At 49.5% G+C, this 7721-nt stretch carries 17 protein-coding genes; all 17 read right to left on the bottom strand.

Translation table 11 applies throughout. The features are described from left to right. Positions 1-248: 248 nt before the first annotated feature. Entirely contained in the window at positions 249-452 is a 204-nt protein-coding gene (locus L3V35_RS12440; RefSeq protein WP_171350270.1) for a hypothetical protein, read from the bottom strand. Continuing rightward, entirely contained in the window at positions 452-637 is a 186-nt protein-coding gene (locus L3V35_RS12435) for a hypothetical protein (protein WP_237299893.1), read from the bottom strand. The genes L3V35_RS12440 and L3V35_RS12435 overlap by 1 nt, the downstream gene beginning before the upstream one ends. Positions 638-679: 42 nt before the next feature. After that, positions 680-1126: a structural protein P5 gene (locus L3V35_RS12430; protein ID WP_237299891.1), complete on the bottom strand. Its 447-nt coding sequence runs from the start codon at positions 1124-1126 to the stop codon at positions 680-682. Positions 1127-1187: 61 nt separating this feature from the next. Then, positions 1188-1523, bottom strand: coding sequence for a hypothetical protein (locus L3V35_RS12425; protein WP_237299889.1), 336 nt, complete (start codon positions 1521-1523; stop codon positions 1188-1190). Further along, positions 1520-2071 (bottom strand): hypothetical protein, encoded by a 552-nt coding sequence (locus L3V35_RS12420; RefSeq protein ID WP_237299887.1) that lies wholly within the window; start codon positions 2069-2071, stop codon positions 1520-1522. The genes L3V35_RS12425 and L3V35_RS12420 overlap by 4 nt, the downstream gene beginning before the upstream one ends. Next, entirely contained in the window at positions 2068-2769 is a 702-nt protein-coding gene (locus L3V35_RS12415) for a hypothetical protein (RefSeq protein WP_237299885.1), read from the bottom strand. Before L3V35_RS12415 ends, L3V35_RS12420 begins: the two co-directional genes overlap by 4 nt. A gap of 3 nt (positions 2770-2772) precedes the next feature. Continuing rightward, positions 2773-3339, bottom strand: a complete 567-nt coding sequence (locus tag L3V35_RS12410) for a hypothetical protein (RefSeq protein ID WP_237299884.1) — start codon at positions 3337-3339, stop codon at positions 2773-2775. Further along, a complete protein-coding gene (locus L3V35_RS12405; protein ID WP_237299882.1) occupies positions 3336-3728 on the bottom strand; it encodes a hypothetical protein in 393 nt (130 codons plus the stop codon). The genes L3V35_RS12410 and L3V35_RS12405 overlap by 4 nt, the downstream gene beginning before the upstream one ends. Then, positions 3713-3907, bottom strand: a complete 195-nt coding sequence (locus tag L3V35_RS12400; RefSeq protein WP_171350278.1) for a hypothetical protein — start codon at positions 3905-3907, stop codon at positions 3713-3715. The genes L3V35_RS12405 and L3V35_RS12400 overlap by 16 nt, the downstream gene beginning before the upstream one ends. Positions 3908-3929: 22 nt before the next feature. Further along, positions 3930-4088: a hypothetical protein gene (locus L3V35_RS12395; protein WP_171350279.1), complete on the bottom strand. Its 159-nt coding sequence runs from the start codon at positions 4086-4088 to the stop codon at positions 3930-3932. A 9-nt stretch (positions 4089-4097) separates the two neighbouring features. Next, the gene (locus L3V35_RS12390) at positions 4098-4379 is read right to left on the bottom strand and encodes a hypothetical protein (RefSeq protein WP_237299881.1); all 282 of its coding nucleotides are present in this window, start codon (positions 4377-4379) and stop codon (positions 4098-4100) included. A gap of 10 nt (positions 4380-4389) precedes the next feature. Next, positions 4390-5295: a major capsid protein P2 gene (locus tag L3V35_RS12385; protein WP_237299879.1), complete on the bottom strand. Its 906-nt coding sequence runs from the start codon at positions 5293-5295 to the stop codon at positions 4390-4392. A 56-nt stretch (positions 5296-5351) separates the two neighbouring features. Continuing rightward, a complete protein-coding gene (locus tag L3V35_RS12380) occupies positions 5352-5534 on the bottom strand; it encodes a hypothetical protein (protein WP_171350282.1) in 183 nt (60 codons plus the stop codon). Positions 5535-5652: 118 nt separating this feature from the next. Beyond that, a complete protein-coding gene (locus L3V35_RS12375) occupies positions 5653-6405 on the bottom strand; it encodes a hypothetical protein (protein WP_237299937.1) in 753 nt (250 codons plus the stop codon). Next, on the bottom strand, positions 6365-6847 hold the full coding sequence (locus L3V35_RS12370; RefSeq protein ID WP_237299877.1) for a hypothetical protein: 483 nt from the start codon (positions 6845-6847) through the stop codon (positions 6365-6367). Before L3V35_RS12370 ends, L3V35_RS12375 begins: the two co-directional genes overlap by 41 nt. Continuing rightward, positions 6831-7358, bottom strand: a complete 528-nt coding sequence (locus L3V35_RS12365) for a hypothetical protein (protein WP_237299875.1) — start codon at positions 7356-7358, stop codon at positions 6831-6833. Before L3V35_RS12365 ends, L3V35_RS12370 begins: the two co-directional genes overlap by 17 nt. Further along, entirely contained in the window at positions 7351-7668 is a 318-nt protein-coding gene (locus L3V35_RS12360) for a hypothetical protein (RefSeq protein ID WP_237299873.1), read from the bottom strand. The genes L3V35_RS12365 and L3V35_RS12360 overlap by 8 nt, the downstream gene beginning before the upstream one ends. Positions 7669-7721 lie beyond the last annotated feature (53 nt).

The following is a 7721-nucleotide window of genomic DNA, read 5'->3' as shown; positions in this document are numbered from 1 at the left end:
AATTGGCAGAGCAGCGGATTCCAAATCCGCGTGTTGGGAGTTCGAATCTCTCCACCCCTGCCATCTTCAAAGTGCATTTTTATGCATGAAAAAAGGCCACTCATTGAGTGGCCTTTTTGCTATCTGCGATTTATTTTATCGACGTTTTCTTCGGCGGGGCGATCGCTTTCTGTTGGTAGTGCCTTTTGCTTTCACAACACGCCCACCTTTGGCGAACCGATATCCCTTTTTTAGGGTGCCATTACTCTTTAATCCGGCTTTGGCCATGTTTGCTGCTCCTTCTTTTTTGACTCTAGTACTGTTAGGCGTTTATCTAGCTCATGAAACAAGTTTTTAATTTGTTCCAGGTTTGAGCTGTTGCGACGTAAATTTAGCCACAGTAAATACAGCACCCCCAACATTGAAGGCGTGAAACCCAGCTCGCGCATCAAAGTGAGGATAGCGGCTTCCATTATTTATCCTTACGATCATTGCGGAGAATAGAAGTAGTCGAAGCAACCGTGCCCGCTGCAGCGATAATGCCGGAAACGATTCCACCGGTCGCGATGGTATCGACCACGGCGCCAACAGTGAGTGCTCCAGTGGCTATTCCTTCCCAGGTCGACGCTTGTGTGAGGTAGTTCAAGAGTGTTTTCATTAGGCTCTCCTGTCTCTCGACGTTAGATTATGTTTGTGTCAGCTAAACCAAAACCCCCGCCATTCGGGCTCCTTGCTCTACGGTCTCTCGGTCTAGGTACTCACCATTTTCATGCTTAATCATGTGATAGATAAGCTCTGGAATATCGGATTCTTGAATGGGCTCATAGGGGCTGACGCCCAGTTTGCTCGCGACATGCTCTGCGTAAGCATTGGTGTCGTTTTCATGACTGGGCGCCCAGCGGTTAATGATGCCATACACGGTCCGCAGCCCATGACGCCTCATGTAGTTTCGAACCAATTTGGCGCCGGCTCTGACGCCATACTCCATCGATCCAAAGGTCGCAAAGCGACCTGCAGACTCGATACCCGTTTGTCCGGTCCAGTTATTCCTTGGGTTGTATTCAATGTTCAAAGGGTTCTTATTTCGAAACCCGCGCGGTAAGTGGGCAGTGATCCCCAAGATTGGGCTTGCGTTTTTACGAGTCATATATACTCCTATAGCCAGAAGCGAGAGGAGTGTAAGGATCCAACTCCGTTCGCTCATTGGCCTATTCCTCTTCTGAGGTTAAAAAGTCGGTACTTGGGAGAACGGTGACTAACAGCGCTCGGCATCTATCACGATTCATCCGAATCTCTCTAGGGATTGCGATCCCTGTCTCCAGTTTCCGTGTGACGTAAAAATCCGTTGCCGCCAAGTAGGCTTTGGCTTGCTTCGCCGAATTGTTTTCGCTAAAGCGCACAAATTCGCCCTCTTGGTAACGGTAATGTTCGGGGGCTCTTAAGACTTCGATGGGCAGCTCTGTTTCAATGGTCACTAAGTCCGGACTTGGTTGCGGGGCGTTAATGGAAACAATCACGCCTGTTTGCGTCAGTTGTACGTTCATTGGATCACCATCTCTTGTAAAATTTTTACCGACATTCCATCAGGGCAGTCAAAGAAAGTGAGGCGGTTCTTGGAAGGGCTCACCACAAGAGTCATGTACTTTTCGTTAAAGTTGTTACTATCAAAGGCGTGCAGCTCGGTCACATGGCTATCCATTAATAAACGGGCAATTTCATTTTGATTCTGAGCTTGCATTTGACTTGGGCTGAGTGACATCAAGCCCAAAGAGAAAAAAACGAAATCTCTACCATCCAAAACGCGCCTTCTATCTAATACTCTGATTTCTAGTGTTAAAATGGCCCATTTTTTGTCGGTTTCTAGATTGAAGTGCAACATACCCCCTGTATTTGAGGCGATGCGACCATAATGAATCCAGCCATAAGGGGTTAACCAGTTCTTACTAAAACGGGCTTGAGGTATTTTTTGATTCACACGTCCGATGGCTTTTTCACTGGCAGCCACCCCTGAGCGAGTTCCCGTAATTGAGTCGGAGAGCGCTAATTGTTCAGGAAATTCAATCTTAAATGGCGGTGGGATGATAAAGCTCATGCGGTCGTCTCCGAGATAAACAATTTACAATTCGTCGGAATGAGCACCTCCACAGAGGCGCCATTGCTCAACACAAAGCCTTCACCTGGACGAAGGCCATAACCTTTATCGGCGTAACCTCCCATCCAAATGGTATCGGCGTTGTCATCTGATGCTTTTAAGATCAGCTCTTTACGTTTGACATTGCCCGTAATTGTGCCGCTTTGCGTCATCGTTTCATGGGCGACAAAGCGCAAGCTTGGCGTGCGCTCGGCCACCACATTGACCTTTTGAATCTCCGGAAAATGAACGGGGTTTTCGACCTGCACCGACAGCACATCCGGAAAATCTTTCAGCGTAGCGATGACTTGCTGGGTAGGCGGCAGTGAGACCGGCTGGCGACCATCGAAACGCACATCGAGATTTTCTACGGTTAAGTCAGCGGCCATGTTAATGCTTGAGCCATCAATGGTTGGGTAAAAACGACCATCGATACACACCAATTCGATGTCTTCATCTGGGCCTAAATTGGTCACTTCGACCGCCTCGAAGGTCATCCCATCAGGCAATCTGATTTGGTCACCACGACGTAAGGTGTAAACATGCTCACTGGGCTTACAGATAACCTGGACTTGTTTGCCACTAGCAAGATACACATTGGTGCCACTGGCACTGGCCGTGAGTTTTTGGCCACTTTTTAGATACCCTTCTACGTACATGACTTACTTCCTCGAGAACATCATCATGGCAGTCAAAACAAGCATCAGAATTGTCCCTGCAATGATGAGCGTCTTTTGATTGTCCAACACATCACTGGCGCCATCGGTATTATTAGATTTCACCGTACTCTGAATCCCTTGAAGCAACTGAAAGTTATTGGAGGCTTGCTCTCCTTGCAGACCTGATAACGTATCAAGAGCACGGTTACTTTGCTCTTGGAGTGCTCCCATGGCTTGGCTGGTGATAGCTCTCTGACTATCAAACGCTTCATCGGCGAGACCGCCAGCAAAATTAAATGCCTCCTCGGAGAGGGCATCAAAACTTTTGAACGCTCGGCCAGTAATACTTTGGTTACTGCTCAAAGCTTCTTTGCCGATGGCTTTCACGGTATCGAGAGCGGTATTCGCCGTTCTCATCGATGTAGCGGCCGCTTTATTGACGCTATCAAACGCTTCATCGGCGAGGCCGCCAGCAAAATCAAACGCCCCTTTGATGGCGCCGCCATCTAAGACATTGTTGATGTTGGTATTGGTTACGCTGCTGCGTTGTGAACTTTTTGAACGACTCATGCTACTTCCTCAAGGCTCACGCGATACACTAGCCCTTGAAATTCCTCTTCATTGACCGGTTGAGGGTGTAAAGGACGAAGTAGGCGCACTAGGGCTTTTTCATCCTCATCAAGGTGAAAGCGAATGGCACTGGCACCACGACGTTTCGCTCCTTCAAGAAAGGTGTTGACGTGCTTGGTGAGTCCTTTACCTAAAGAGGCCATCCACACCACCTCAAATCCGTCCTTAAAGGGCTCAAGTCGAGCCACAATCAGTAAGCCTTCTATGGCGTAGAGTTCCCCCAACTGAGTCAACTCTTCGAGGATGGGTGGGAGAAAGCCCGCCGCTTGAAAGCGCGCTCGGTGCTCTGGCGTCCACGCTAAGAGAGCAGGCGCTACCTTCTTAGCCATAGTGCGGCCACAAGGACAATAGCAGCCAGTAGGGCATACATTGTTTTGTTACTCCCACTGCTGCCTTGTTGATTATTAAAGGTGACGCGTCCACCTTGACCACCCCCCGTAAAGTCACCGTTTTCGGCACTGGAAGTGCCTCCACTGATGCTTCCTCCTCCCGTCAGACTCGACAACATCCTTCATTCCCTCTTTCCTGAGTTATTTAATCCACCCTTTATGCCAGGCATAGAGGGCTATCATGATGAAGATAAAAAGCCATGGCAGTCCTTTCGCTCCGGTGGTGGCTTCCACGGTTTTTGTGGTTCCCCACCACCCAAGACCCACTCCACTTAATAACGCGGTGAGTAAAAATGGCATCGTGTCCCCTTATTTCTTAAAGAAAAGAAGGAGGAAGATCGCTAGGAGCAAGACGCCGCCACCTACCTTCATCAGAGTGTGTTGTTGCTCAGACTGTTGGCTCTGATGAAGATTAGCGATACGCGTCTGCTCGGTTAGGGTCGCGTTCTCTGACACCGCTCGTCGGGTTCTGGCTTGTTCGGCTTTGGCTTTCTCAGACTCCGCTTGCGCGTTAAAATAGCCGGAGACACCATCGGATAACTCGCCAAGACCGTCTGTAAAGCCATCCCACCAGGTACTTTCCTTTGCCATAGTGCCTCACTTATGCCGGCAACTGCTCGACATCAATAAAATCATGTTTGATGTCCACCACACCCGTCGTGCGTTTTTCCAGAACCAGTTTTAAACTGGCCTGAGCAAAGGGGATGAACGCTTGTTCGTTAGCAAACCCTTCCAACGTGAAATCAATAAAGACGCCTTGACCTGGAGGCAGGCGATCACCATAACGTTTCTGGTTGTATTTGATGTCTTCGACCGAGGATTCCCAAATGATCTCGTTATCGCGCTTAACCGACACTTTAGTGATGTCGTTATTCTCGGTATCGAGGAGCAGAGAGCGCAAACGGACATTCGCGCCCACCAGTGGGAAATCGTGTTTTTGTTCACCCACAACAGTGTGGTTAATGGACGTTTCGGTATAACGCTGTTGGAAAAAACGCACCGGCTGATAATCCACGATACGGGCGTTGGCCTTGAATTGAGGGAACTCAGGGTCGGCCGTTTCTTTGGCTTTCACCTGTACTTTTAGGATGAGCGTTTCTCCCACCTGATGTATGTATTCACCACGGCGTATCCCTTGTAAGGTGCGAAGCTCTTCACTGGCAAATGGAATGATTAAACGCGTTAAAGACGCTCGTGATGTCCCTTTATTTTGCACGGGAAACTTCAAGAATCGGTCGCGTTTATGGAAGTAGCCCGCATCGATACCGATGATTTCTTTGTTATTGCGTTCAAACGAAATTCGACCCAAGCGTTCGACCGGCAGATCGGTAATGATTTCGATGGAGGCGTAAGTGTACAGCCCCTTTAAATCCAAGATGGCGTGTTTGCCATACGGGCTTCCTGCACGAAACGGATCAAGTTCAATAGGTCGAACGTTAAACGGGCCTTTCATCGCAGCCATTTGGGCCGCGGCTGAAACGTTAACGGCTTGATTGGATTTAGCCATGGTCATGATTCCTTTGATGACGTAATTTCAAAAAGACGGGTCAGAGCGGAGTCGATTTAGGTGTTTAACCCCACCTTCTCACCGACCTCTTCTAGCGCCTCGACGTTGGTCAGCATATACATCACGCCAAGAATGACCACGGTGGCCACGGCGACGACTTTCCACTGTGCTTTAGTAATCCCAAACATACTTTCAAACCCTTTGCTGATGAATGTACTGAATGCAACGGTTGCAAACATAAAGCCCTCCGTTTGGTTGGGCTCATTGGTGATAGGTAGACCATAGAGAGTGGGGTGGGGAGAAGGCAACAAGAAGTAACCTATAGGTTAAACGGGTAACCTATAGGTTTAAACTTGACTATTTTCGGCGGTAATGGGGGGTTAATAACGCCCCGCTTTTGCAGTTCAAGGCCCCTTTTTTGACATTGCCGATACCATCACGCACCAGTAAATAGTCGGCGATGGGTTTACCTATTAGAGTTTTATTGACTTTGGCTGAGGTCAGCTCGGCAATTTGCGCCACTTCTAGCCCTTTTTTGCTGGCTAGCCAACGGGCATCCGAAAGCGAGTTCACGGCGCCTATCCACCACGTCGAAGATTGTTCCGTGACGGTTTTGGGCACTTCTTGTCCTCGCTGGAAGATGGTGTGCACCACCAATCCGTACTGGCGACCTCCACGTAATAATTCCCCCGGCTTACCTTGAAGCTTGCCACTGCTTTGGGTACAACTGGCGAGCTCTTCTATCACCACATGCAGCTTAGGGGCTCGGCCACAGCCCATTCCCCAAACGATGGTACTGAAGAACGTCAACTCGTTCAGGCAGGCGCCATGGGTTGGAATATAGGCCAACTTAAAAGGCTGACCTTTACGCCTGGCTTGCAACAGGGTTTTGACAAAGGCGGAGCGAGAGGAGGTGCCATGACACCGCTGTCCTTGAAACACTTGACCGGCATAGTTGGTGTACGGATCAAAGAACACGGCTTGAGACTGTTTTGGTACAAGCCCTAGATAGCGAACGGCGGAGGTTTTGCCTCCCCCTGTGCCCGCCACGTACACCACGTGCTCTGCATCAAAGCTCGGATTGGCGTGAAGGGGTCTGATCTGATTCATCAGCGGTGTCAGAGTCACGTGTCGCCTCCTTTTGAGTGTCAGCCAGTTTCTCTGCTTGTAAGGTTCGGAGATTGACGCGCGCACTGTATAACAGGCCAAGTAAGGCAAAAATCAATAAGCACTCTTCACTGTATCGGCCTAACCAATCCATAACAGGGCTGTCGTGTTTCCCCAAAACCGGTAGAGCCGCCTGCACCACTTCTTGTTTGGCCTCCTCGTCAAAGTGAAACGGTAAACCGGTGACAAGAGCCGTGGCTTTCTCGGTTAACGCAAACAGGAGCGTCAATATCCCCTCCATGGCTTCATTGGCGCCTTCTTCGTTGATTGGGGGCGCCTCTGGGGTATCGACTTGGCTTTCTTGCTCTTCTAAGCTTGCAATGACGGATTCAAAATCTCCCCAATCGTCATCCGCCGGTGAAAAGATCTCAGGCGATTCGTTCATCTTGCCCCTCCTCTGCCATCAATGTTTGATAAGCCCACCAGACGAATAAGGCGAGCCCGAGAGCGCCTAGCAGGACTTTGCTCCAAGTGGGGAATAACGCGTTCTCGCCAGTTACCGGTTCGGTTACTTGGCCGGTTAAGGGATCTGGCTGAGTAACCTTATCTGACGGGGTTTGAGCGTTAGAGGGAGCGTGACTTTCATTATTCGATAAATCGGTGTGTTCCAGGAGGTCGGTTACCTCACTGGTTACTGGCTCAGGCTGAGTAACCTTATCGGATGGGGTTTGAGCGTTTATTTGCGCTTCTCGAATGTAGGCGTCCACTCGTTTACTCACTGAACTGTTCCCACAGTCAGGACAACGGTAATACAGTAACCCTAAATTACGGCTGTTCTTAGGCGGCTCACCGCCCGCGATTAAACGACCTTCTCCCACTTGATGCACGGTGGCGGTGGTTTGACAAACCGGACAAGAGACATGGCCACGGACGGGGTTCGTATGAACTTTACTCATCGTGACTTTCCTCCGTGTTTTCCAGAGCGGTGAGTTCGGCTAAGTTCTGCTCCACAATGGCGCGGTACTTTTGTCTGGCCTCACTGTTGAGCTTGACTAGCATCTCCAATTGCTCGAAGAACTGCTCTGATAAGCCAAATTCAGAGAGCGATAAATTCCCGCTTAAGATCATGGTGCTGGCTTTTTTGATAAGCGCCGTCGGCGATCCTTTTAGGTTATTCACTTGCTCGAAAATGGCGTGCTCTAGCTTGTCAGCCGCCGCTAAAGCGGAGAGGTCACGTTGGCAATGTTCTGCGTTGAATGATTTCATGGAGGTTCCCCTGTCTCACGACGTTAGAAGATTTAATTATCGCTTTTTTCATC

Origin of the sequence: Vibrio sp. L5-1 (assembly GCF_021728315.1) — a bacterium.
GTDB classification, from domain to species: domain Bacteria; phylum Pseudomonadota; class Gammaproteobacteria; order Enterobacterales; family Vibrionaceae; genus Vibrio; species Vibrio splendidus_K.
This window is presented reverse-complemented; position numbering and strand designations above follow the sequence as displayed.